At 37.0% G+C, this 24,532-nt stretch carries 18 protein-coding genes and 1 tRNA gene; 12 read left to right on the forward strand and 7 right to left on the reverse strand.

Annotated elements, in window-relative coordinates; translation table 11 throughout:
• Positions 1-58: 58 nt before the first annotated feature.
• Positions 59-1,420, reverse strand: a complete 1,362-nt coding sequence (locus RM573_RS09530) for a formimidoylglutamate deiminase (RefSeq protein WP_311580823.1) — start codon at positions 1,418-1,420, stop codon at positions 59-61.
• 2 nt (positions 1,421-1,422) lie between these two features.
• Positions 1,423-2,217, reverse strand: a complete 795-nt coding sequence (gene hutG, locus RM573_RS09535; RefSeq protein ID WP_311580825.1) for an N-formylglutamate deformylase — start codon at positions 2,215-2,217, stop codon at positions 1,423-1,425.
• 160 nt (positions 2,218-2,377) lie between these two features.
• Here hutG and RM573_RS09540 point away from each other — a divergent pair, with 160 nt between their 5' ends.
• Entirely contained in the window at positions 2,378-5,692 is a 3,315-nt protein-coding gene (locus tag RM573_RS09540; protein ID WP_311580827.1) for an ATP-binding protein, read from the forward strand.
• 47 nt (positions 5,693-5,739) lie between these two features.
• Here the strand turns inward: RM573_RS09540 and RM573_RS09545 are convergent, their stop codons facing one another.
• On the reverse strand, positions 5,740-7,620 hold the full coding sequence (locus tag RM573_RS09545; RefSeq protein ID WP_311580832.1) for a methyl-accepting chemotaxis protein: 1,881 nt from the start codon (positions 7,618-7,620) through the stop codon (positions 5,740-5,742).
• 155 nt (positions 7,621-7,775) lie between these two features.
• Between RM573_RS09545 and RM573_RS09550 the strand changes: the two genes are divergently transcribed.
• The 7 genes from RM573_RS09550 to hemN all read left to right on the forward strand — a co-directional run bounded on the left by RM573_RS09550 (position 7,776) and on the right by hemN (position 14,938).
• A complete protein-coding gene (locus RM573_RS09550) occupies positions 7,776-8,006 on the forward strand; it encodes a VF530 family protein (RefSeq protein WP_311580839.1) in 231 nt (76 codons plus the stop codon).
• 123 nt (positions 8,007-8,129) lie between these two features.
• Complete coding sequence (purU, locus tag RM573_RS09555) at positions 8,130-8,990, forward strand: formyltetrahydrofolate deformylase (RefSeq protein WP_311580844.1); 861 nt, start codon at positions 8,130-8,132, stop codon at positions 8,988-8,990.
• Positions 8,991-9,093: 103 nt separating this feature from the next.
• Positions 9,094-10,872 (forward strand): M61 family metallopeptidase, encoded by a 1,779-nt coding sequence (locus tag RM573_RS09560; protein WP_311580851.1) that lies wholly within the window; start codon positions 9,094-9,096, stop codon positions 10,870-10,872.
• A 149-nt stretch (positions 10,873-11,021) separates the two neighbouring features.
• Positions 11,022-11,552, forward strand: coding sequence for a VOC family protein (locus tag RM573_RS09565; RefSeq protein WP_311580856.1), 531 nt, complete (start codon positions 11,022-11,024; stop codon positions 11,550-11,552).
• 818 nt (positions 11,553-12,370) lie between these two features.
• Positions 12,371-12,943, forward strand: a complete 573-nt coding sequence (yihI, locus tag RM573_RS09570) for a Der GTPase-activating protein YihI (protein ID WP_311580861.1) — start codon at positions 12,371-12,373, stop codon at positions 12,941-12,943.
• A 9-nt stretch (positions 12,944-12,952) separates the two neighbouring features.
• Positions 12,953-13,441: a DUF2489 domain-containing protein gene (locus RM573_RS09575; RefSeq protein ID WP_311580867.1), complete on the forward strand. Its 489-nt coding sequence runs from the start codon at positions 12,953-12,955 to the stop codon at positions 13,439-13,441.
• A 126-nt stretch (positions 13,442-13,567) separates the two neighbouring features.
• Entirely contained in the window at positions 13,568-14,938 is a 1,371-nt protein-coding gene (gene hemN, locus RM573_RS09580) for an oxygen-independent coproporphyrinogen III oxidase (RefSeq protein WP_311580871.1), read from the forward strand.
• 56 nt (positions 14,939-14,994) lie between these two features.
• On the opposite strand, the gene RM573_RS09585 is transcribed toward hemN, so the two are convergent.
• Positions 14,995-15,531 carry a DUF1285 domain-containing protein gene (locus RM573_RS09585; protein ID WP_311580874.1) on the reverse strand — a complete coding sequence of 179 codons (537 nt, stop codon included), beginning with the start codon at positions 15,529-15,531 and terminating at the stop codon, positions 14,995-14,997.
• A gap of 198 nt (positions 15,532-15,729) precedes the next feature.
• On the opposite strand from RM573_RS09585, the gene RM573_RS09590 reads away from it, so the two are divergent.
• Positions 15,730-15,805: transfer RNA gene (locus tag RM573_RS09590), tRNA-His, on the forward strand.
• 54 nt (positions 15,806-15,859) lie between these two features.
• Here the strand turns inward: RM573_RS09590 and RM573_RS09595 are convergent.
• Positions 15,860-18,628: a methyl-accepting chemotaxis protein gene (locus RM573_RS09595; RefSeq protein WP_311580877.1), complete on the reverse strand. Its 2,769-nt coding sequence runs from the start codon at positions 18,626-18,628 to the stop codon at positions 15,860-15,862.
• 335 nt (positions 18,629-18,963) lie between these two features.
• Between RM573_RS09595 and RM573_RS09600 the strand changes: the two genes are divergently transcribed.
• A complete protein-coding gene (locus tag RM573_RS09600; RefSeq protein ID WP_311580880.1) occupies positions 18,964-19,485 on the forward strand; it encodes a phosphatase PAP2 family protein in 522 nt (173 codons plus the stop codon).
• Positions 19,482-20,522 carry an MJ1255/VC2487 family glycosyltransferase gene (locus tag RM573_RS09605; protein ID WP_311580883.1) on the forward strand — a complete coding sequence of 347 codons (1,041 nt, stop codon included), beginning with the start codon at positions 19,482-19,484 and terminating at the stop codon, positions 20,520-20,522. The genes RM573_RS09600 and RM573_RS09605 overlap by 4 nt, the downstream gene beginning before the upstream one ends.
• A 104-nt stretch (positions 20,523-20,626) precedes the next feature.
• On the opposite strand, the gene olsF is transcribed toward RM573_RS09605, so the two are convergent.
• Positions 20,627-22,342 (reverse strand): bifunctional ornithine lipid synthase OlsF, encoded by a 1,716-nt coding sequence (olsF, locus tag RM573_RS09610; RefSeq protein WP_311580886.1) that lies wholly within the window; start codon positions 22,340-22,342, stop codon positions 20,627-20,629.
• Between the two features lie 29 nt (positions 22,343-22,371).
• A complete protein-coding gene (locus RM573_RS09615; RefSeq protein ID WP_311580888.1) occupies positions 22,372-23,166 on the reverse strand; it encodes a UDP-2,3-diacylglucosamine diphosphatase in 795 nt (264 codons plus the stop codon).
• Between the two features lie 372 nt (positions 23,167-23,538).
• Between RM573_RS09615 and RM573_RS09620 the strand changes: the two genes are divergently transcribed.
• Entirely contained in the window at positions 23,539-24,498 is a 960-nt protein-coding gene (locus RM573_RS09620; protein ID WP_311580891.1) for a GGDEF domain-containing protein, read from the forward strand.
• Positions 24,499-24,532 lie beyond the last annotated feature (34 nt).

Consider the following 24,532-nt stretch of genomic DNA (forward strand, 5'->3'; position numbering starts at 1 on the left):
TGCTTGGTTTTGATGATGCTATAGATACATTATTTTCGCGCTACATTTGGCTTTCAGTCTAGGCGGAAAGTTTTGCTAACATTTCCGCAAACGCTAATTGAGCTTTTTGCTCTTGTTTGTGAGAGCCCGCTTTAACAACCCAGCAACCATTGACCATTACATCTTTAACAACATTGGTTTGAGTGGCAAAAATAACACTATCTAATAAATGTTGTTCATCATGGGCAAATAACGCTAATTTATTATCATCGAGTACTAATAAATCTGCTTGTTTGCCAACCGCTAATTCACCGGCATTACTGTGAGTGCTTTGCGCACCACCTAATGCTGCGCTTTGCCAAAGGTTTTGCCCTACCGATATTTGTTTCTCGTGCGCTAATATTGCTCGTTGTTGTTTAATTAAACGTTGCGCATATTCCAGCCAGCGTAACTCCTCGATTGGATTAACCGAAATATGACTGTCTGAGCCAATGGCGAAGGTTCCTTGTTCCGCTAAAAACTCAGTCGTTGGGAAAATGCCATCACCTAAATTGGCTTCTGTCGTTGGACAAATACCCGCAATACTTCGAGCCGCGATTATGCCTTGACGCTCTTGTTCATTGATATGTGTTGCATGAATTAAACACCATTGTTGATCCAATGACATATTGTCTAATAACCATTGCACGGGTCTTTTGCCATAGTGGGCTACACAGTCATTCACTTCTTGTTGTTGTTCAGCAATATGAATGTGAATTGGCGCATTGGCATCTAATGCTCGAACATGTTCCACGGCAACAGCAAGTGAAGTTAGATCAACGGCACGCAACGAGTGAGGTGCTATTCCAACATTGGTATTTTCATAGCTATCGCTTAGCCTAAAACAATCACTGACTAATTGATTAAACTGCTCAGTATTATTAATAAAACGTTTTTGGCCTTCTGTTGCTGCTTGCTCGCCAAAACCACTGTATCGATATAACACAGGTAACAAAGTCAATCCTATGCCAGAGTCTTTTGCGGCATCAAAAATAGCACTCGCCATTGTCGACAGCTCAGCGTAAGGTTCACCGTTAATATCATGATGTAAATAATGAAACTCGGCGACACGGGTATAACCCATTTTGAGCATTTCGATATAGAGTTGCGTAGCGATCACTTGTGCATTTTCAGGAGTTAATTGCGCTAAAAATTTGTACATGACTTTGCGCCAAGTCCAAAAACTGTCTTGCCCTTCACTACCTTGTTCACTAAAGCCTGCAAAAGCACGTTGAAAAGCATGTGAATGACAATTCACCATTCCAGGAATTACAGTCCCAACTTTTTCAGCGCCCGTTTGTTGACCAGTTTCAATTGCTTTAATTATGCCTTGTTCAATGGTCAGTGTTTGCTGCTTTGCCCAACCATCGGATAATAAAATACGCTCTGCAAAAATTTTCATGACTAATCTCTCGTATCTTGTGCAAATTCAATTAAGCATTCAACTAACGCTTTTAATTTTGGTTTTACTTGTGCGGCAAGCGTTTCGTTATATTCTAAACTCGCTTCATTCATATACGTTATTTGCGAAAGTTCAAGCTGTAATGCATGAACTTTATTAGCAGGTTGTCCATACTCGCGGGTTATAAAGCCCCCTTTAAATCGCCCATTACTAATCATGCTATATGGCGAGAAGTCTAATGATTGCACTTTCTCTAGCATCATTTCACTGCAGCTTTTTCCATCTGCATTACCGAAATTAAAATCCGGTAATCGTCCCTCAAAAAAACGTGGCACGTGAGATAAAATAGAATGCGCTTCTAATAACACCGCTTGACCAAAATGCTGCTTAATTTCATCTAAAGTAGTGCTAATAGCTTGATGATATGGCTGCCAATACAGGGCTATTCGACGATTAATTTCTTGATCATCCGGCATATACCCGTCTCGATATAAAGGCGACAAGTCAAATGCAGTTGTAGGACATAGCTCTGTAGAATTAGCACCAGGATATAAATCAACGCCATTTGGATCACGGTTTAAATCAATGACGTAACGATTATATTTAGGGATTAATATGTAAGCTCCCAGCTCAACAGCAAAATCATACAACTTATCTTTATACCAATCAGTATCAGGAACTTGCTTTGCCTGCTCTGTCATTTTATTTGCAATATCTTCGGGAATTTCTTGGCCGTTATGCGGCATGCTAATTAATAATGGAACTCGGCCTTTGATCAGTTGATAACTTGTAGACATAAACCCTCGATTAATTGTATATACAACTTTGTTTCGCTAATTTACCATGCCAGAGACGATCCAAGCAATACTAATTCTAGCTTGAAAATATATTTGCTGGATTAACGGTTATCTAATAAGGTTAGTTCAAGAGATTAACTAATTAAAAATACTTAACTTTATGGACAATACCTGTGGTGAGCGATCAATAAAAGACGTTAAAAGTTTTCCGTTGAACACCACGCTAGTTATTGTGTTAGCTTTGCTTACTTTTCTCTCTCAAGCTTTGGTTAATCTTGCTTTTGCTAATACGACTACAGCCTCAATTGAAACAAATAACGTACTTGAAAAAAATCGTGTGATCCGTATTTCTCTTCCTGATCAAGCCAGTATTGATGCAGCGTCACCCGAACCTGTCCAACAAGTGGTAAACTTTCTCAAGGAGTATTGGCAAATTTGGGCAATTGATAACGAAATCGATGTAAAATTTTATTTTTTACCAACCGTAGAAGCGCTGAAACAACTTAAAGAAGAAAAAATTGATGTTGTGGCATTTAACATTTATCAACCCGAATATAAAAACGTCTTGTACAGCATTCCCTACGCTAAATTTAAACAAACCCTTTTTCAACGCATAAATCACAATAATTCTGACGGATTTCAATTAGCGATACATTCTGAAGATAAAAATACCCTAAGATTTTTATCCGATACAGTTTCTCGCCAGTTTTTTATCGATTTAAATACACTGCTTGATAAGCAAACGAAATTTGATGCGATTTATTCAACAAAACCTTGGTTATTGAAACAAGCACTAGAATCTCGTTCACTGCAAAATCAATTTTATATCAATCAACAAGACATCCCAGATATCACGTTACATTTTACAACTCGTACCAATGACCGAGCATTACTTTCTCTGATTAACAACAACTTACGACAAGTAAAAGCGGCACAAGCTAAATTATGGCAAGATAAATATTTATCCAATGTAGAGAATAATTTTGAGCTTTCACTGGGTCAATATTCGCAAGGACTGACTGAGCAAGAAAAACAATATGTGATAGATCACAACATTATTCAATATCCCATTACTCATGCTGGATTTCCGCCATATATTATCAGCCAAAGTCACAGCAATATTATTGAACGAGGATTTGCAATCGACTTATTGCACCATGCCTCTGCAAAGCTGGGTATTATTTTCAAACCTGTTTATGTCGATAATTTTCAGGATATTATAGATAAAGTGACAAAAGGTAACGCTGAATTATTAGTCAACATTGAATATGATAAATCACTCGAACCACAATTTAGCTTTAGTATTCCTTACTTAAAAGCGCATTACAGCATAGTTTACAACCCTACTATTCCCCAAGAACAACAATTTTCAAATTTAAACAATCGCACAATTGCAGCGATCAAAAACTTTCAAGCAACTCAATTACTAAAAAAAGCCTATCCTCAAGCAACATTTATGTTATTTGATACCCTTGAATTGGCACTTACCGCTGTATCTCAGGGCAATGCAGACGTTTTTATAGGTCGTTCTTTGGCGACATCTTATTTAATTAAGAAAAATCATCTGTCTAATTTAACTTCTCAACCGTTACCGGACTTTCACAGTGACGCCCAGTTTACTTTCGCCACCACCAAAGCGGAACAAACCTTAGTTGCTTTACTCAATAGAACAATCAACGCACTACCCGCCACTGAGTTTGAAAATTTATACGCTAAATGGAGCCAAGCTTCTTTTCCCGAAGCCAATGTTCAAGCACAAGTAGATGTCATTTATCGAAAAGCTAGCTATCTATTTATTGTCATTGTCATCATTGCTCTGATTGTTTTTTGGGTATATTACCGTCGACTTCAATTAAGAAAAGCCGCTCAAAAGAAAGTAGAAAATGCTCTTGTCATCGCTGAATCAGCACGAAATGAAGCCGAACAATCTGCGCAAGCTAAAATCACCTTTTTGGCAAAAATGAGTCATGAAATAAGAACGCCAATGAACGGTATATTAGGGATGGCTGAAGCGCTCAATTTTACCCCTTTAAATAAAGACCAAACTGAACTGCTTGATACTCTTGAAGGATCGGCTCGTCATTTACTTGCATTGTTAAATGATGTTTTAGATTTTTCTAAAATGGATGCAGGAAAACTTACGCTAGAATCGGTCCCCGTTAATTTTCATTTACTGGCTAAAAATGCCTTGAAAAGTTTTAGAATGGTGAATGATCAGCAAAATATTCAACTGTTATGTCACGTTGATGATGATATTACCCACAGTTATTTTACCGATCCAACTCGCCTCAATCAGGTGCTTAATAATTTGATCAGTAATGCCATCAAGTTTACCGAGCATGGTTCAATTACTTTATCAATAAAACGTATTGAACAAGCGATTAAAAAAGATGGAATTTACGACACCATCAGAATGTCTGTCACTGATACGGGGATCGGTATTTCTCCTAAACAACAATCACAACTTTTCACACCTTTTATTCAAGCCGATGACGACATTACGCGTAAATTTGGTGGTACAGGTTTAGGCTTAAGTATTTGTCAGGAAATAGTGATGGGAATGGGAGGGAAAATCAATATCCACTCTGTTGAAGGTAGTGGCAGTGAGTTTTATTTTGATCTCACATATCAACAAGCCGAATTTGAAAAGGAAATAACAGAAAGACGAAAAAACACCCGCAATGCTATTAAGCCAGAAGATGAGCGCTTTAAAGGTATTAACGTGCTTATTGCTGAAGATAATTTAGTGAATGTCAAAGTATTAACCTCGCAACTATCACGTTTAGGTATAGAAGCCGATGTCGCTTATGATGGCTTAGAAGCGTTAACAATGTATGAACGTAATTCGTATCAATTAGTCATATCAGATTGTCATATGCCAAATATGGACGGTTTTGAATTAGCGGCCAAAATAAAAGCGCTCGCAAAAGAACCCCTGTGGTTGATCGCCGTAACGGCGGATGCATTAAGTGGTGCCGCAGAAAAATGTATATCGGCAGGTTTTGATGATTATATGACAAAGCCATGTACGCAAGAAGAGATCACCGATAAAGTGAATCATGCTTATCGTGCGATTCAGAAAAAACGATTACTTCATTCGCCCCAAGCAGATGAACAAGCTACCTATTTATTATTTAATGCGGCGATACTGTTATCGCATTTTAACCATGATCGAGAACGTAGCGAGTTAGCCATTCAACCCTTTATCACGTCATGGGAACAAGAAAAACAACAGATACTCTCTGCCCTGACACGTTTAAATTTTTCAGCATTGAATAGCCACTTACAAAATTTAAAGGCTCAAATTGAGGCGTTACATCATCAAGAAATGGAAGCGGTTATCAATAACGTTTTACGTGTCTTACATGATCCCGAGACCTCTTTAACAAATGCCGCGGTTTTGAACGTGTGTAATAAACTCGATTTATTTTATATAGAAATATTGACTTGGCGAAATCAAAGTGACAATGGTTAATCATCACTTTATATCTCGCCTAATTAATCTTGTGTTTTAAAAAGAATTTACACTTTAAACTTAGCAATTAAGCGATTTAAACCACTAAATTCAGCTTGTAAACTATCACAAGCTTGATCCGTTTGTTGAAGGTTTTCAACGCCTTTTTGGTTTAAATCCATCAGCTGAATAATATCTTCATCAATTGATTTAATCACTTCACTTTGCTGTAGCGTAGCTTCGGCAACGGCATGGTTTTCTTGATCAACTTCTTGTAATGCTTGAATGATGGCTTGCATTTTATCATCTGCAATAGTGGCTTTTTCAACACTTTCTGCGCTATTGCGTTGACTTTCTTCCATGGTACTCACGACAGAAATGGTCCCTTGTTGAAGGTTTTCTATCATTCTTTCAATTTCAACCGCAGCCTCTTGCGTGCGTTGAGCCAAATGTCTTACTTCATCAGCTACCACTGCAAAACCACGACCCGCTTCACCCGCTCGCGCGGCTTCAATTGCGGCATTTAATGCTAATAAATTGGTTTGTGAACTTACCCCTTTGATCACATCTAAAATGCTAGCTATATTCTGAGTTTCAGCATTTAACTTTTCAATATCATCACTCGAATTAGCCATAGTGCCAGACAAATGATGAATGGATTCAATATTATCATTTAATGCCAGCATTCCTGCTTGCGATTGATCTTGCATACTACTGGTTAGCTCTGACGCTTTAGTCGCATTGCAAGATATTATTCCGGAAGCATTATTCAGTTGCGTGATGGCATTAGAGACATTTGAACCCCGACTTAACTGTTGTTCCGTCATTTCAATTCCGTGATGCGCACTTTGGCGTACTTGCTCAATTTGCTCGCTCAAGGTATCAGTAGAGGCTTTAACTTGTTGCATTGAACGATGTACCGTCTCAATAAAGCCATTGAAATTTAATGATAATTGACCAATTTCATCTTTCGTATCAACCGACAGTCGTTGTGTTAAATCGCCATCTCCTTCTGAAATATCTTTAATTGCATCGTTTAAATGATAAATAGGTTTCATTAAGTGGCCGAATAAAAAGTGCAACAAAATTATGGTAATTAACAGGCTCACTAAACCGACTAACACTGCGGTATTTCTTGTTGAAACGAGTGATTGATACGCTTTTTCTTTATCAAGCACTACACCAACGTACCAATTCACTGATGCGATACCATTTATCGGCACAAAAGAAACGATATTTGTATCATCAAGTTCATTTAACGTGGAAGTAAAAGCGGGTTGGCTGCCTAACAAATCGCTGACATTTTTATTGACCATCTTGTTATTGGGGTGACTTAAAATTTTGCCTTCTGATGTCACTAAATAGGCATAGCCTAAATCGAGAAAATCTATTTGGTTTAATATTTCAGTGATGTCATCGAGGACGATATCACCGCCGGCTACACCAACAAACTCACCATTTGGCATCACAGGTGCTACAGGCGAAATCACTAATTTATTAATGGTGACATCTAAATATGGTTCGGTAAATGAAGACTTTTTCGCTTGTTTAACTTGGGTATACCACGGACGTTGTCTAGCGTCGAAGTCTGCAGGTAACACAAGTGTTTCATCATCTAAAATAAATTTACCGCTGCGTTCAACACCTACATAGGCATTTTTAAATGCGCCCGCTTTCGCTGCTTGTTGTACAACTTTAAGTACTTTTGCTGTTTCCAAGTTTTCTGAGGTACTTTGGGCAATAGAGTCAACGATACGGAGTTTTCCATTTAACCAGTTTGCGATATTTCCTGTCACTGAGTAGCCAATTTCGTCGATGGCTCTATTGAGGTTTGCTTGCGTGTCATTTTTTATCGAAATGTAATTAATTGTTGTCGACACTGACAAAGCGATGATTAGTAGCAAGACACTTACTGCTATGATTTTATGGGCAAATTTAAATTGAAACACTCACAACTCACTTATTATTATTAATCCACTTCTACCATATCATCGCCACTGTGAAGTTCCAATATACGGTGAAAATTACATAGATGAATTTTTGTAAAGTATTAGCAACTCTTAACTGGTAAAATAAATTGTCCAACAGAAAATGAGCAAAAACATTGAATAATCAGCCTTATAATCCATTACACGGCATCACCTTAAAAGTATTAGTTACTGAATTAGTTGAATATTTTGGTTTTAAAGCCTTAGGGAAAGAAATTAAAATTAAGTGTTTCACTCATGATCCAAGCATTAAGTCTTCATTAACTTTTTTACGAAAAACACCTTGGGCAAGAGAAAAAGTCGAAGCTTTTTATATCAAAAACAAGCAAAAGCTCCACAACCTGTAATCTTCACTTGTTAAAAAAATGAATATGCTTATTCATTAGTTTTCTAATTAATTTGATAAATTTGATTGTTTATCCCTTTAAAACTGGCAAACTCTTTTCATCATCCCTAAAAATTAACTTCACATGAGTGAAATCAATCATTACATATTAACTTGGCAGTGCCCCGACACCTCTGGTGTGTTAGCAAAAGTAGCACAAAACTTATTTGAGCATGGTGCGTTTATTACTGAAACTGCGCAATATAGTGATCCTGATACCGATACTTTTTTTTCGCGTATTGCCTTTGATGATCGCAACATGACCGTGCCAATGGAAGAATTCAGCCGAGGTATTGAAGAGCTGGCAACGCCACTACATATGCAGCATCAATTACGTAATGTTGAAGATGTTCCAAATATTGTCATTGCCGTTTCAAAAGACGATCATTGTTTAGTTTCACTTCTGACAAAATGGAAAGCCAATGTTTTGCCCGTTAACATTGTTGCGGTTGTTTCAAATCATCTAGATTGTCAGCCTCTGGTTGATTGGCATGATATTCCTTTTCATTATTTGCCGATGGAAGCTGGAAAAAAAGCCCAACAAGAAGCACAAATGCTAAACATCATTGAGGAAACTCAAGCAGATCTTCTGGTATTAGCCCGTTATATGCAAATACTCTCGGATGATATGTGTGATAAATTACGCGGCCACGCCATTAATATCCATCATTCCTTTTTACCTAGTTTTAAAGGAGCTCGTCCTTATCATCAAGCTCATAAGCGTGGGGTAAAAGTAATTGGCGCGACTGCACATTATGTGACAGCTGACCTTGATGAAGGTCCTATTATTGTGCAAGAAGTAAAGCCTATTAACCACGCTTTCACCATCGAACAGATGGTGCATTTAGGTCATGATTTAGAAGCGGTAGCTTTGTGTCATGCCGTAAAAATGCACGCCGAACAACGTATTTGTTTAAATGGTGATAAAACAATTATTTTAACTTAATATCATTTAGTGAAAATTTTTTTGCTATTTCTCATTATGGCGTTATGAATTTCTTTGGCATTAGGGTATAAAAGCCCTAATGCACAATTAGAGTTTAGTCACAATGACAGTTCAATATAAAATATCTCCTTCAAACCTCAACAGTCATTTATTTGATGTAAGTATTCACTTTCAAAGTGAAGCCGATAAAACCTACACGCTTTCGCTTCCTGCTTGGTTACCCGGTAGTTATATGATCCGTGATTTTGCGAAAAATCTGATTGCGATCAATGCAACGGATGAACAAAATAACCGACTTGAGTTACACGCCATCGACAAACAAACGTGGCAAGTTACAGCAAAAAATAAGCAAACTACACTCAACTATCAGGTATTTGCTTTCGACTTATCCGTAAGAACCGCCTATTTAGATAATCAACGCGGATTTTTTAATGGCAGTTCAACATTCTTGGCCATTGAGGAGCTTAAAGAACAAGCCTGCTCTTTACACATATCTTCTCCAAGTGATCATTCACATTGGCGTGTAGCAACGGGATTACCTCGAAGTAAAAATACCGCTAAGTATGCCTTTGGCGAATATTATGCCGATGATTATGCTCATCTTATCGACTGCCCTGTTGCCATTGGCGATTTCGACAGTTTTGAATTTGAAGTGGAAGGCGTGATTCACCATATGGTTTTCACCAGTAAACATTATGGTGACCGTGCCAGAATTTCATCTGATGTGAGTAAGCTTTGCCAACACCATATTAATTTATTTGGTGAAGTTCCTTTTAAAGAATATTGGTTTATTACCCATTTATTAGCCGATGGATTTGGTGGCCTTGAACATAAAAACTCCACCATTTTACAAGCCAGTCGTTTCGACTTGCCTAATCCCAATACTCCACATGAGTTATCAGATGATTATCAAGCATTTTTATCGTTATGTTCCCACGAATACTTTCATGCTTGGAACATATGCCGAATAAAGCCTAAAGCCTTTATTCCTTATCAACTAGATAAAGAGTCTTACACGGAACAATTATGGGCGTATGAAGGAATCACGTCGTATTATGATGACTTTTCCCTATTTCGTGCAGGGATCATTACTTTTGAAGCCTATTTAGCCATTTTAAGTAAAGCTGCAACACGTGTGTATCGTGGTAAAGGCGAACTTAAACAAAGTGTCACTCAATCAAGTTTTTATACTTGGACTAAATTTTATCAGCAAGGTCCTGACGCCGTAAATAATATTGTTAGCTATTACGTAAAAGGCTCTTTAATTGCTTTATGGTTAGATTTAACCATTCGCGAAAAATCATCAGGTCAATACAGTTTAGACCATTTAATGAAAGAATTATGGATACATTTTGGTCGTCCAAATATTGGTACTCAGCAAGAAGATTTTATTAATATCGTGAATATATTGTGTAATGAAGATATCAGTGACGATATTAAAAATTTACTAAATACCGCCAAACGAGTTGAATTGTCTGAATTATTAAGCAAGGTTGGCGTTTCATTCAATACCAGTAAATTCAAAGAACTGAATAAAATGGAGACCACAGTTACCACAAACTATGTACCTTACATAGGCGCCCACTATAAGCCACAGTCAATCGGCTTAAAAGTTAGTCAAGTGATTGAAGATTCTCCTGCCGCCAAAGCCAGTTTAGCCGTAAACGATGTCATTATAGCTGTCGATAATATGCATGCTACGGAGAAGTCGATACAACAACTAGCCAATTATTTACCTGAAAATAGTGAGGTGATTTGTCATTATTTACGTGATGATCAGTTATTAACGAGTACATTGCAGTTTAAAGACTCACCGTTAACTGGCGTCACTTTATCTGAAACAGACAAGGCACTTAGTCAAAAATGGCAGGTCATTATTTAACGCTGTCGTTATGACTTTGACATTGAGTGTAAATATTAACGAACAATATCGTCAAGACTATGTGTAGGCGAAAGCCGCACAAATTAGTAACAAAAGTTACTTTATATTACACTTAGCCAAAGTAAGACAATAACAGCAGAGAAACTAAAATGATCAAAATTGAAAAAGTGCATCACGTTGCTTATCGTTGTAAAGACGCTAAAGAAACCGTTGAGTGGTATAAAGATAAGCTAAACATGGATTTAGTTCTCGCTATCGCTGAAGATGAAGTCCCTTCAACCAAAGCACCTGATCCTTACATGCATATTTTCTTAGATGCAGGCATGGGCAATGTATTAGCTTTTTTTGAACTACCAAACTCTGATGATATGGACCGTGACCGTAATACGCCAGCTTGGGTGCAACATTTGGCGTTAAAAGTTGCTGATGTTGATGCTTTAGTTGCCGCAAAAGAGTCATTGGTTGAAAAAGGTGTTGATGTATTAGGCCCCGTTCATCATGGGGTGTTTAAATCAATTTATTTTTTCGACCCTAGTGGCCATCGTTTGGAATTAGCCGCGGATATTGGTACGCCAGAGCAATATAAACAATTAAATGACGTTGCACATGCCATGATAGATGAATGGGCAGTGACAAAACGTGCCCCTAAACATGCAGCATGGTTACACGAGCACGATTAACGTTACTCTGTAGCAGTTAATTATTTTTGGATGCATCATTGAAAGCCCATATCCTAGCTATGGGCTTTTTTATTACTTGATCAATCTCGGCTTAAAATTCATTAACTTAGCGATGAAAAGATAGCTTTATTTTGGTAGACAATCACTAATCCACGAAAATATTCGTATAAAATTCAAACAAGCCTAGCGTAAGATAATGGCTATTAATTTTGTAAGACATTGACCATTAAATAACAAATACGATAACTATTAATAAATTTGTAACATGATTTTAACAAAGAAAAACAGTAAGTTAATAAATAAACATCAATTAAATTGTCAATTAATTTTTATTTATTACTTGCTCCATTCGTTCACTTCGGTAAAGTATTTCCAGCTACAAAGTAGCAATAATAAAAAGGATGATGTTGCACGGACAGCAATATGTATTCAAAGAATATGATAAATTCGAATAGGGATGGTTAACTAAAGTTAAGGAAGATCGTTTATTTCTTGTCCAGGGGGACAGTAGGGATAGCCTAAAAAAGTGTCAAGATGACCAAAAAAAATAAAAGACTAGGGAAGCTTAATAACAATACTGGAACATTGTATAAATTACTCAAAATTACAGGGACTGTGCTAATAGGTTAGGATTACCACTTAAGAATTGGACTATAATATTTGCAGTTTAAGTCAAATTTATAATCTCATGAACGACGGCAATGCCGTCGTTTTTTCTTCTTTAAATCGAAAAAAGCGATATATTTTCATTGAATTTCCCTTTTCCTCGCAAACTAACGTAAAATAGCGTTATTGCTCGTTAACCAACTTCGAAAATTATGTCACGTAAGAAAAAATCAAGAAAACCGGGTATTGCTCCTATTAGCGCCAACAAAGAAGATAGAAAAAAAACCGTAGAAGTGAGCAATAAAAGAGTCAAGAAAAAGCACGGTAAGGCGCCAGGCAACCGTCAACAAGAAGCACAAGTTAAGCAAAATAAAAATGCTGCTTCAAAGACGAATAAAGATCCAAGAATTGGCAGTAAAACGCCCATCGTCTTAACCAAAGCCCCGATGGCGGAAAAACAATCCACACCGAAACAAACTAAAGCCTCGCCAATAGCGGCCATCCGAGTTGTTGATAACCAACAAGCGTTAGAAGAAGAGTTATATGAAATCGAAGCGGATGCTCGTATTCAAGAGATTTTACAAAAACAAGACGATGAAATAGCGCTAAGCGAAGAAGAAATTGACTACTTTAATTTAAAAATGGATCGTCATAGCAACCTAAGAGAGCAACTAGGCTTAGATGATGACGATGAATTAGTGTCAACAGAGCAAGCTAATACTGAAGTTGATGAAGACGCATTGTGGGATAAGTTAGACAATAATAAATTTTCAGATTTCGAGTAAGGTATTTAAATGTTTGCAAATCCATGGAGTTACTTAATCGTAATCGCTGTTCTTATTGTTGCATCCTTAGCGTTTTATGCGATTAAACTCTTACGACAATTAAAAAAACAAACCGCACAGCAAGCGCAAGCAGAGCAAGAACGTCAGCGTTCTCTCAATCAGCATGACAAGAAAATACTCGACAGTATTGTGATTATCGTCAGAGCAATGAAAGAAGAACAATGTGATATTTCTGAAGGTTGCTGGCGACTGTCGGTATTGCTCGACTCCCTCAAAACCAGCGAAAATCATCATCAACAATTTCCTGCTATCTTTGAGCTCTATGAAGCGATAAAACATATGCCGATTTTAGAAGCACGTAAAAAACTTGAAAAACGAGAGCGAATGAAACTCGACTTTGAGCGGGTAAAAATTGAAGCGCGATTAGCCGATGCAGTAAAAGAAAATGTAAACACTTTACATCAATATGCTGCTGAAAGGGTCGCCGATCTTACTTAGTATGTGAGCTACATTAGCTGATATTTTATTTAAGACAATAGTTCACCTAAAGCTTGAGCGTGATCAATAACACAAGCTGTCACTTCATTATAATAAGCTCATAGTTTTTTAGTTTAGTGAACGCTCATGCAAGCCAATCAATTTTTCGACAGCACACTATTAAATAAGTACAACACCAGTGGTCCTCGCTATACTTCGTATCCAACCGCTTTAGAATTTCATGATGATTTTTCAGATCAAGACTTTATTAAAGCAATAAAAAACTCTCCTAATCGTGAATTATCTTTATATGTTCACATTCCGTTCTGCCATAGTCTTTGTTATTACTGTGGCTGCAACAAAGTAATTACCCGCCATCGCAGCAAAGCTGACACTTATTTAGAGTACCTTGCAGAAGAAATTAATGCGCGCGCCGAATTATTCACTGAATACACAGTAAAACAATTACATTGGGGTGGTGGTACACCAAGCTTTTTAACGCATCAACAAATCACAAAACTAGTGACGTTATTAAAATCGAAATTTCATTTTGCAGAACACGTGGAAATGAGCATTGAAATAGATCCTCGTGAAATTGAAATGAATTTAGCTGAACACCTCTATGACTTAGGGTTTAATCGCATTAGTATTGGTGTTCAAGACATCGACCAAAAAGTACAAGAAACCATCAATCGGGTGCAATCTACCGAATTTATTAGTGATTTTATCGCTCATGCTAAAAAAGTAGGCTTCAAATCCATAAATATAGATTTAATTTATGGGCTACCTCATCAAACCATAGAGACCTTTACCAGAACTTTACATAAAGCTCATGAAATGGATGTTGACCGTATTTCATTATTTAGCTACGCCCATCTTCCGAGTCGGTTTGCAGCACAACGTAAATTACGCGATGAATGGCTGCCGAATGTACAGCAAAAATTTGCTTTAATGAAACTCGCCATCGAAAAACTGTGCGGCTTTGGTTACGACTTTATTGGTATGGATCATTTTGCCAAACCGAATGATGAACTTTCTATCGCGCAAAGAAATGGCACTCTTCATCGTAACTTTCAAGGGTATACCACTCAAGGCAATTGTGACCTTTTAGGGCTAGGAGTATCATCAATCAGTAATATCGGACACTCTTTTTGCCAAAATATTAAAGAGCTTCAAGAGTATTATAAAGCGATTGAATCAAGAAAAAACGCGCAGATTAAAGGAGTAGAATTAAACCAAGATGATGTGATCCGCGGCGAAGTGATCCGTGAATTAATGTGTAATCTTCACCTCAATAAACATACTATTAGTCAAAAGTACGATATCCAATTTGATGATTACTTTTCAGAAGATTTATTGCTGTTAACACCTTTTATTAATGATGGTCTTATTGAGTTAACGGAAGATGCCATTCATGTCGATCAAAAGGCACGTTTACTGATACGTATAATTTGTATGAGTTTCGACGCCTACATGAAACAACACATCAATCAACAACGTTTTTCACGCGTGATTTAATTAAAAAAATCACTCGTGAAACAGTCGAGGTATTTTTAGATAGCATAAATCAGCCTTTACTCTAAATACCCTAAAATAAACTGCTCACTATCACTGGTGATGGCTAAGGCTACCTCGTTTTCTTGATCAACTTCTTGGGCAAAATTAACCCACTGGTAATAAACATTTCGATGGACTTTTGCCATCAAATTTCGGCGAACGGTGACGTAAAGACCGCCATCGTCAGAGATAGTCAACGGATGCTCTTTAGACAAGATAAACGTATCATCTAAATTGGTAGTTAGTTGCATGACGGTTTGTTCATCATCTAACCAAATCCATTGTGTGATCAACAATGGGGCATCTTCTACGGTAATTTTGACTTTTTCTACCGGGGTAACGAGAAAATATTCATCGGCTTCTTTTTTCAATACCGAAGCAAATAGTTTAACTAGAGACATGCGCTTAAAGGCCGTGCCATTATGAAACCACTGGCCATCCGCTTTTATCTGGAGATCTATTTCGCCACAATATGGTGGGTCCCACAACTCAACAGGCGGCATTTTTTGTGTGGCATTTGATTTAAGTTGTTCTGATAACTTATCTAAAGACATGATTTCACCTAACGGTAATAAGCGGTCATTTATAGTAACAAACGATGAGATTTATTGAAAAATAAAGTCAAAGGTACATCTTTTGGACACTTTAGCGATAAAGCAAAGATTTTTCTTGTCAATCGAGATATAAATGCAATATACTCTCCGCGCTTTTCCTGTCACCTATAGGACAAGGCGCTTCAAGTAATATCAGTGGTGGCTATAGCTCAGTTGGTAGAGCCCCGGATTGTGATTCCGGTTGTCGTGGGTTCAAGTCCCATTAGCCACCCCATTCTCATAGCAAAATAGTTACCTTGGCAAATTTACCGAAAATCAAATTTTATATTTATTTGGTAATAAATGCTGACGACTCTTTTTCTAATTCAGTGGCTAACCTAGCAAGCTCAACACTTGATTCTGCAATATTATCTGTGGCATGACTGGTTTCGGTAACACCAACATTTAAGGTTTCTACATTTTGTAGAATTTCTTCAACCACAACGGCTTGTTCTTCTGCTGCCGTCGCAATATGTGCACTTAAGTCAGTGATCTGATGCATTTCACTTTCAACCACTTTATTTAACTCCATCACTTCTTTTGCATGCTCTTGCACATCTGTTGCATATGTCACACTACTTGACATAATTTCAACGGACGAATTTGCACCATTGACTATGGTGTTGATCATATTATCTATTTCTTTGGTTGAATCTTGAGTTCGCTGTGCTAGTTGTCTTACCTCATCGGCTACCACAGCAAAACCTCGCCCTTGCTCTCCGGCTCTTGCTGCTTCTATGGCTGCATTTAATGCCAGCAAGTTGGTTTGATCAGCAATGCCTTTTATTACATCGAGTATATGAACAACTTGGTCAAAATCACTTCTGACGCGTTTAACACTTTGTTCTGATTCTTGAATTTGAGTCGCCATGCTCATAATTGATTGATAAGTTTCATTGAGTTTATTTGAACCATCGAGTACTTTCCCTTGAATGTTATCTACCGCTGTTGATGTGGTTGCTGTACTTTGGGCAATTTCGTTCACCGTAGACCCCATTTCTTGCATCGCAGTAGCGAGTTGTTCAGAAATAGATTGTTGTTCCGCAACGGTTTTATTCGTTTGTGTGGTGATTGCAGCTAATTCCTCAGAGGTGGAAGCTTGTTGTAAGGAAATTCCTGAAATAGTGCTCACCATACTTGATAGGTTTGCCACCATGTGTTTAATGGCCTTTTGTAATTGACCAACTTCATCAGTTGAGGTTTGCTCAATGGTCATCGTCAGGTCACCACTGGCCACTTTTTCTGCAACAGCCGCCACTTCAATGATTGGTGTTGAAATTCGTTTTGCAAACCACAACCCCGTTACCGCAATAATAAGAGTAAAGATGAGCATTAATCCCATCATAAAATAAGTGTTACTTCTAATTGAAGCGAACGCTTCAGGCTCATCTATCTCAGAAATTATCGCCCAATTAAACGAACCAAATTCAATACGGTCAAATGATGACAACACTGGGTTGCCATTATAGTCTTGTATAATATTCGTATTCTTCTCACCTTGTAATGCTCGTTTAACCGCTTCAGTGTTAACACCATTATTGGCAACAGTGCCTGCAAAACTCGCCTTTACTGAATGACCTTTGGGATCAATAAATGAGTTACTTCGCATCCTCAAATCACTACCAACTAAATAGCTTTCACCGGTTTCTCCCATACCTTCTCTGATACCCATAATGGTTTGAATGCCTTCAAGTGGAAGTTGCAACGCAACAAATAACGAAGTTTCCCCATTCGCGCCAAGTAATGGTTGCGCAATAAAAGCGGCGGGCTCATCATTACTTGGCGCATATGGGGCAAAGTCTATGATGTCATATTGTTTCGTTTGGCTCACTTTCTTGATTAATGTTCCCAAATTTGTGTTAGCGTATGTCCCCTTTAAAATATTGGTATTAAAATCAGCTTCTTTAGAAACAGTATAAAAAATATGGCCATCAGGATTAATCAAAAATAAGTCGTAATAACCGTATTTTTCAATATATGTTTTATAAAATTCTTCATTGTTAGACGTCATCGGATTAAACGCTTCGGCAACATCAATTTCAGAAATAATGGCCCACCGAACACCACTGTTAAGCTGAATATAATCCCAGCTACTCACCACCGGATTATCGTTATAATCCATTATAACTTGCGTGCCTTTTTCACCATTGAGTGCGCTATTTGCAGCTTTAGTTTCAACGGTATTTTTATTAGCAAAAGATGCCATAACAGAATATTGACTAGGATTTAGATAAGAATCAGAGCGCATTAATTTATCTTGTCCTACTAAATAAGACTCTCCTGTTTCCCCCATCCCTTCTCTATGCCCTAAAATAGCATTCAATTTATCAATGGGTTGTTGATAGGCAATATAACCAATGCGTTTTCCATTTACTGTAACCGGTTTGACCGCAAATGCAGCTGGGTCGTTATTACTTGGAGGATAAGGAAGGAAGTCACCAAAATGACTGTCACTACCATCATTGTTACTCGCTAAATTAAACGCTTTCTCAAACGAAGTACCGGATAAATCAACGGTGATCTTTTGACCTAAATCACTTTCTCTTGTAACAGAGTAAATAATAGTGCCGCGTTGACTAATGATAAAAAAATCATACCAACCAAAGTTAGTCAGTAATGATTTATACGCTTTGTCGTATTGATCCAATCGAGATCGCCACTTAGGTTTATTTGAAAAATCTTCGGTTAACACCTTAATTGCATCTTGAAGTTCACGGTTGTTGGCGAGCATTTCTAATTGAACGGTATTGTTTGCAAAGTAATCTTCTACTTGTGTTTTCTTAAGGGTGGTGATTGCCGTTAATTGGTTAAATGCCTGATTTTGCATAGTATCAGCGAAATTAACGAGTACGCCCATATCTCCTTTACGTTCGTCAAAATAGTTTATGATAGTTTGTTTTTTAATTTGATTAATGGCTGTTAGCTGATTATAAACTTTCGAAGAAATATCTTCTGAGCTATTCATGGTAGAAATAACACTAATAACAATAGCGGGAATTAGACCCAATAAGATAAACGCCGAAGTAAATTTATTTTTCAACGTATTAAAGTTAAACATATTTTGGTTGCCTATTGGTTATAAATCCATTTTTGTTTGTTTATTGGTAGAAATTTTTGTTAAAAATCTGCGGTTATTGAAAGCGCTTACTTCATTAATAAAAATATAGTAAGCCAAATTAATTAGATCAATTTTCTCCAATAAAGTTTTAATAACAATAAGTGATTAAAACTTTTCCTTATGTCATAAACTGGCTGCTAGCCATCGAAAATAACAGGAATAATACAAAACAGATAAGGTATTGCCTGTTGTATCTTTCAATTCTCCTCTTGCCTTTCACTTAAATAGCACATGATTGTCACATGCTTGTCATATGGTCTCTTTACTGTGAGCTTATGAACATCATAAATAATGTTTACCGACATGATTGTCGGGTTTTACTCTGGTGTGTAAAGTCACATAGTTATCGCCGTTTCATCATGGCGATCAAATGGCTCTCACGATCAGGTGATGGTTATATGCAGCTTTTGATCCCATTGATTTTACTATGCAAAGATGGCCAAGCTGGGTATGACTTTTTCATGATTGCACTTGCCGCATTTGCTGTTGAGCGAAGTGTATATTTCTCAATGAAAAACACTTTAAAACGTCCTCGCCCTCCTGCGGTTATTCCTTATTTTTTTTCGATGGTTACTCCTGCAGACCAATTTAGTTTTCCTTCAGGTCATACCATGGCGTCATTTCTTTTGGCGACATTAGTTATTGCTTACATGGGCAGCGAAGCTTTTTTAATCGTTATTTGGGCAGCAGGGGTTGGGCTTTCACGCATCATTTTAGGCGTTCATTTTCCTACGGATATTCTAGCAGGAGCCAGTTTAGGCACATTCATTGGTTATTTCGCAAGTTGGTGGTTATGAAAATATTATATGGTATTCAAGGTACAGGAAATGGACACATTTCGCGTTCTCGTGTTTTAGCAAAAGAATTAGAAAGTTGCGGCCTTTCAGTTGACTACCTATTGTCTGGTAGAGCCAAAGAAAAATTTTTTGATATGGACATTTTTGGACAATATCAACATAGGCAAGGCTTTACTTTTATTAGTGAGAATGGTCGTATTAATCATTTTAAAACCGCGTTAAATAATAATATATTCCGTTTTATTAGCGATATTATCCATTTAGACTTGGCGGTATACGATCTTGTCATCACTGATTTCGAACCAGTCACAGCATGGGCAGCAAAAATAAAAGGTGTCCCAGTGATTGGCATCGGTCATCAATATGCCTTTGGCGATAATACACCAAAATCTCAAGATACTTGGTTAACTCGCAGTATCATGAAATACTTTGCGCCTGCAAAATACAATATTGGTCTACACTGGCACCCGTATGACAACTCGGTTTTACCTCCAATTGTAGATGTGGACCTAAAACGCAGTACCAACAAACAACATATTTTAGTGTATTTGCCTTTTGAGAATCAAAAAGAGATCACACGCTTATTGAAACGTTTCCCAGCGACCCAATTTATTCAATACTCTCCTGATTTATTTAATGCACAAGCAGGTAATGTTGCATTAAGGCAAACCAGTCACTTAAGTTTTAAGCAAGATTTAACACATGCCGATGGCGTAATATGTAATTCAGGGTTCGAGCTTATTAGCGAATGCTTGCATATTGGAATTCCTATCTTAACCAAAGCTTTACATGGTCAAATGGAGCAACACTCTAATGCCTTAGCGCTTAAGCAATTAAAATACGCTGATGTTATAGATGAACTTTCTGTCGATAACATAGAACATTGGTTAACCCATAAAGCTTCGGCTAATTTACCACCATTGCCAAATGTCGCAAAAGCGATCGCAACCTTGATTGCAAATAATAACTGGCAGGCATTTAACAATAAAACATTAAATTTATGGCCTGAAGGTTTGCAATGTTCTCGCTCAACTTAAAGGTTAGCACAGAGCTTTTTTTCCTTAAAAAGCAGGTTTTATCTTCGTAAGATCTGCGTTAATTTTGTAGAAATTAATTTAAGTTGGGCCGAGGCATAACTCAATTAACAGGCCTCTGTAGCTTGGCTTGTTTCAGGAAGGTATCTTTGACGCTTTTTATCTTTTAAGTAATGTAAATCTAATAAAACCAAGCCATCGATACAATAATTAAAATCAGGATCAACATTAAAATCTAAAAATTTAACTCCACCCGGTTTGCAAAGATCAGCATATTGCTTATATAAGGTCGGGACTGTTGTTCCCATAGTCGCTAGCTTATGTTTTAGTTCTACAAATTCATCTTGATAATTCAGTACTTGGTTTTTATTGGCAATATCTTGTTCAAACTTAAAAGGGTACATAGCTTTAGCCAAGTTTTCATCACATGAGAAATGCCGCTGATAAAACTGAACAATTAACTCTTTTGCCGCTTGAGGATAACTATTACTTAAACTAACAGGCCCTATCATGTAGCGATATTGAGGATTTTTTTGTAAATATGCGCCAATGCCATACCATAAATAATCTAGGCTTCTTTTCCCCCAATATTTAGGTTGAACAAAACTACGACCTAATTCTAACCCTTGCGAGAAATATTGTTGCATTTGAGGATTATATTCAAACAATGTCGCAGAATAGAGCATATTTTCAGCGTAAACTTTAGATGCATTAGCAAGTCGATAAGCGCCGGCTATTTCTAAATCATCTTTATCCCATAAAATTAAATGAAAATAATGACTGTCATAGGCGTCTATATCTCGGCGTTTATTACAACCCTCACCAACGGCTCGAAAAGAAACTTCTCTCAACCGTCCTATTTCACGCATGATCGAAGAACTTTTATTGTGTTGATATAGGTAGATTATTTTGCCGTCTTGCGTTTCGCCTATTACCTGACAATATTTTTTAATCGCTTTGCGAAGTTTCTGACGACCTTCAGGTAAAGCGATAGCTTTCTGACTTTCAAATATTAACGGCTTATTTGTGCCAATTCGATATAAATGCTTTTTAAATAATTTAACTTGCTGATTAATGTGAATACCGTTGTTGGCATACGTTTGATACGCAATTAATTCACCAATCCTCATAGGAAAATGATTACAGCGTTGTTTAAACATTTCTTTCACTAAGAACATCGTTGATAACGGCTTGTAAATCATTGACATTCCGTAAAATGACGCTGAATTTTTCGCGCTGACTTTAATAGGTAATATAGGCGCCTGCGCTTTAGTTGCCATACGTAAAAAACCTTTATGCCAAACAGTATCTCTTATGCCCTGAGGACGTAATCTAGAGACTTCACCAGCAGGAAATACTATTAATGCACCTTCATTTTGTAGATGCTGATCAATATTTACCAAGCAAGCTTTTGCCGTACCACCTTGCATATTATTAACCGGTAATAAAAGGTCATGCAGCGGTTCAAAGGCCATTAACATTTCATTAGCGACAACTTTAACATCGTCACGTACTTCACTGATCAACTTCAACAAAGCGAGACCATCTAAAGAGCCCACCGGATGATTAGCAATAATCACTACTCGACCATGGCTTGGGATACGTTCTTTTTCAGTGTCTCTGCATGAATAACTTACTTCAAAGTATTCAAGTACTTGCTCAACAAACTCCAAACCAAAACAATGCGGATAATCTTGCTCAAATTGTTGGATGTCTTTTTCATGAAGCAGCTTTTTCAAACAAAACTTCAATGGTGCAGACAGCCAAGGTTTGTTTGACACTTGCGGATAATGGCGATCTATAATTTCATTTACTGTATACATATTTAATACTACTCAACTAAAAATAAAGTTTAAGCCGCGTGATGTGATTGGCATTCTGACGCTTCTTTCGTCGTTGCTAGCTGAATATAAGGCCAATAAACTAATTCAATATCGCCTTTTTGGTTTTCAACCAAAGCCGAACAACTTTCAAGCCAGTCACCATCGTTTAAATATCTAATACCATCTACCATGGTTATTTCTGGATGATGAATATGACCACAGACAACACCGTCATAGCCTTTATCTTTTGCTGCTTGACAGGTTGCTTGTCGATATCGCGATATCGCTTTTTGAGCACTTTTTACATGACGTTTTATATAACGTGCCAATGACCAGTATTTACGCTCGTTTCGAAGAAATGTTTTGTGAAACCACCGATCTAAAAACAACAGAAAGTCATAGCCCTTATCACCCATCCAACTATGAAATTTACCTAAACACACTTCTTGATCAAATTGGTCACCATGCAGAACTAATAACTTTTCATTTTTAGCTGTGATATGGACATATTGACGATGAATTTCTACATCGCCAAAATGCATTTGATCAAATTTTTGAATGGGCTCATCATGATTTCCCGGCAGGTAAATCACTTGGGTGTTTTGTTTAGATAACGCTAATAGTTTATGTAAAACATCATTATGAGATTGTGGCCAGCGAAATTGTTTCGACATCGCCCACATATCAATAATATCGCCAACTAAATAAAGCGTCTCTATCTCAACATTATTAAGAAAATTTAGCAGATACTCAGCTTTGCAATCTTTACAACCTAAGTGAATATCAGATAACCATACTGTTTTATATCGGTGTTTAATTGTCATGTTAAAACCCCATGAATAGTCAACACAATTAAACTTAAGCAATTTAAATGGCAGTAATATGACAAAAATAGAATTTATTAATTATTTAGAGCAGTCAAAGCACTGGCACTTGCTATTCCGTAGATAAAATTCTCACGTGAGTTGAATTATTGAGCACCTCAACTCATACTTAACTTCATAATAGAAAGAAGTGGATTGATTTGATTCTCCCAGAATCGTGTGCGCAAAAAATAATAAACTTTTATCTTCTAATGACTTCAAAGGCCGGATGCTTTGCTGAAAGAAATAAAACATAATCTTTACCAAGAAATTCCATATAAGCCGTCGATTATTTTACTGTTCTCTAAAATAGGAATGCTCATATGCACAAGCATGGCTTTTTTAGCGCTTTTCACCAAAAGCTTTTTCCTGTCAGCTATGCTTTTTGTTGCAACTTTTATTTATTATTTAGGATTTTATGTTTGTAAAAAACATCAAAATATTCAGCTTAGTTCAGCCATTGTTCTTTATTCGCTTTATTTATTGATGTTTTTTCTCGTTTTTACTGGGGGCGTTGCCAATACGGGGCCTTTATGGATTTATATTGTAGCGCCTGTTTCATTATCTATTCATGGGTTTAGACGAGGATTAATCGATATAGCTGTGTTTACTACCTTGATCATTTTGATAATGTTTATACCGTCCAACATTGCATATCATGCTATTTATCCAATTGAATTTAAATTGAGATTAATTTACTCATTTTTGACGGTGTCTTTTTTAACGACTTTGTATGAATACACCAGAGATCATGCATTAAAGAAAACTCTCGAGTTAAAACATAAATATCAGAAGCTTGCAAACTTCGATCCTCTAACAAATCTATCAAATCGACGTGTCGCTTATGATATTTTAAAGCAAGAACAATCTCACTTAAGTAGAAACAAAGAAAAGTTATCGATCTTAATATGTGATGTCGATGAATTTAAGCGAGTGAATGACCAATATGGCCATAATGCAGGAGATGCGGTATTAATAGAGTTAGCCAAACTATTTAATGAACAAATTCGAGAACAAGATTGTGTCGCACGATGGGGCGGAGAAGAATTTTTATTTATACTCCCGCAAACCTCTGCAAAAAATGCCGCGATCATCGCAGAAAAAATACGGAGCAAAGTCGAAAATCATGTCATCAATTACCAAGAACATAACATTCAAATTACCATCAGCATGGGTATTGCTCAGTTTGAAATGGACGCTGGTATCGATGAGGTGATCAATCATGCCGATAAATGTTTATATAAAGCAAAAGATTTAGGTCGAAATCGTATTCAAGCATCGAACGAAAACTAATTTTGTTTTTCTTCCTATCAAAAACGTGCGATTA

The sequence above is a fragment of the Thalassotalea castellviae genome (assembly GCF_031846185.1).
Taxonomy (GTDB): Bacteria; Pseudomonadota; Gammaproteobacteria; order Enterobacterales; family Alteromonadaceae; genus Thalassotalea_H; species Thalassotalea_H castellviae.

Excerpts from the sequence above, each read along its gene's own strand:
- RM573_RS09595 (WP_311580877.1), bottom strand. The coding sequence starts at position 18,628 with ATGTTTAACTTTAATACGTTGAAAAATAAATTTACTTCGGCGTTTATC.
- olsF (WP_311580886.1), bottom strand. The coding sequence starts at position 22,342 with ATGTATACAGTAAATGAAATTATAGATCGCCATTATCCGCAAGTGTCA.
- RM573_RS09530 (WP_311580823.1), bottom strand. The coding sequence starts at position 1,420 with ATGAAAATTTTTGCAGAGCGTATTTTATTATCCGATGGTTGGGCAAAG.
- RM573_RS09565 (WP_311580856.1), top strand. The coding sequence starts at position 11,022 with ATGATCAAAATTGAAAAAGTGCATCACGTTGCTTATCGTTGTAAAGAC.
- RM573_RS09600 (WP_311580880.1), top strand. The coding sequence starts at position 18,964 with ATGAACATCATAAATAATGTTTACCGACATGATTGTCGGGTTTTACTC.
- RM573_RS09620 (WP_311580891.1), top strand. The coding sequence starts at position 23,539 with ATGGCTTTTTTAGCGCTTTTCACCAAAAGCTTTTTCCTGTCAGCTATG.
- RM573_RS09540 (WP_311580827.1), top strand. The coding sequence starts at position 2,378 with ATGGACAATACCTGTGGTGAGCGATCAATAAAAGACGTTAAAAGTTTT.
- yihI (WP_311580861.1), top strand. The coding sequence starts at position 12,371 with ATGTCACGTAAGAAAAAATCAAGAAAACCGGGTATTGCTCCTATTAGC.
- RM573_RS09585 (WP_311580874.1), bottom strand. The coding sequence starts at position 15,531 with ATGTCTTTAGATAAGTTATCAGAACAACTTAAATCAAATGCCACACAA.
- RM573_RS09575 (WP_311580867.1), top strand. The coding sequence starts at position 12,953 with ATGTTTGCAAATCCATGGAGTTACTTAATCGTAATCGCTGTTCTTATT.
- RM573_RS09615 (WP_311580888.1), bottom strand. The coding sequence starts at position 23,166 with ATGACAATTAAACACCGATATAAAACAGTATGGTTATCTGATATTCAC.
- RM573_RS09560 (WP_311580851.1), top strand. The coding sequence starts at position 9,094 with ATGACAGTTCAATATAAAATATCTCCTTCAAACCTCAACAGTCATTTA.
- hutG (WP_311580825.1), bottom strand. The coding sequence starts at position 2,217 with ATGTCTACAAGTTATCAACTGATCAAAGGCCGAGTTCCATTATTAATT.
- hemN (WP_311580871.1), top strand. The coding sequence starts at position 13,568 with ATGCAAGCCAATCAATTTTTCGACAGCACACTATTAAATAAGTACAAC.
- RM573_RS09605 (WP_311580883.1), top strand. The coding sequence starts at position 19,482 with ATGAAAATATTATATGGTATTCAAGGTACAGGAAATGGACACATTTCG.
- purU (WP_311580844.1), top strand. The coding sequence starts at position 8,130 with ATGAGTGAAATCAATCATTACATATTAACTTGGCAGTGCCCCGACACC.